This is a genomic window from Streptomyces sp. NPDC007095 (assembly GCF_040634475.1).
GTDB lineage: Bacteria > Actinomycetota > Actinomycetes > Streptomycetales > Streptomycetaceae > Streptomyces.
Genome location: NZ_JBEYFS010000547.1, coordinates 1 through 1,044, shown reverse-complemented (window position 1 = coordinate 1,044; position 1,044 = coordinate 1). Strand labels below are relative to the sequence as shown.

The 1,044-nt window shown below is 68.8% G+C and carries 1 protein-coding gene; it reads right to left on the bottom strand.

Annotation, left to right across the window (positions count from 1 at the left end; translation table 11 throughout):
• Positions 1-205: 205 nt before the first annotated feature.
• The coding region (locus ABZ656_RS58125; RefSeq protein ID WP_360280908.1) for an IS4 family transposase at positions 206-1,044 on the bottom strand (839 nt) is incomplete at its 5' end.

Genomic DNA, 1,044 nt, shown 5'->3' with positions numbered 1-1,044 from the left:
CCTAGCCTCAATACCGGTAACTTAGTGCTTTGATGTGCGTTTGACCCGTCTGGGTTTAGTGGCGCCAACGAGGGTGATGGCCACGGTGGTTGGGCGGTCTACAGCCCGGTGGGCGGCGCGCTTGAGGGGCCAGCTGGCGACTTTGCGTTTGATGGCGCGGGGGTTGGTCCGGTGGCGTCGTGGTGGCAGGAGGCGTTGGAGAAGTTCAGCGTGGGTGGCTTTGATCGCGCGGGCGAGTCGACCGGGGGGAAAATGCCGCCTGGTCGGTGACCTGGCGGCGTGCGACGCGCAGTGAGCGGGTGAAGGAGATCCGGTCGGGGTCCTGGTCGGCGTGCCGTGCGGCCTGGTGCATCAGGTGCCGGATGGCGTGGTGGACGAGCAGGAAGCCGTAAAGTTCCTGCTCGGCCCCGTCTGGGTGCTGCGAACGCAGTACCAGGTGTGGCCCGCCGAGGTGGGTCTTGATTTCGTCGAGGGTGGACTCGAACTCCCATCGCTGGGCGTAGAGGGCGGCCAGTTCCGCGGCCGGGGCCTTGTCCGGGTCGAGGATCGTGGTGATGAGCCGGTAGACGCCCTCGTGGCCGGCGATGGTGTACTCGACCGCGCGTACCGGGACCCCGCGACGGGTGTGGTGGATGTCGCTGCGGTCGAAGATCTCGGTGAGGTAGGAGCCGTCCGGCAGTTGCTCGACCACGGGCAGTACGAGGTCTTTGCGGACCCGCCACAGTAGGTCTGCCCCGGTCGCCGCGGCCTCGCGCCACAGGTCCACGCCGTAGAAGCCGCGGTCGGCCAGCAGCAGCATCCCCGGCCGCAGGGACACCAGGACCGCCCGGGCCAGGGTCTGCTCTCCGGTGCGCAGAGCTGCGAGCGCGGCGCCGAAGATGACGTGGGTGCCGCACTCCACCAGGCCGACCATGCGCAACTGCGGGTAGCCGACGTTCTGTTCGCCCCGCCCGGAGCGGGGAGGACGACCGAACGCCTCCACGTTCGCGCTCGTGTCGGGCAGGTCGAATGTCGTGCCGTCGATCGCGGCCAGCCGCCAGTCAC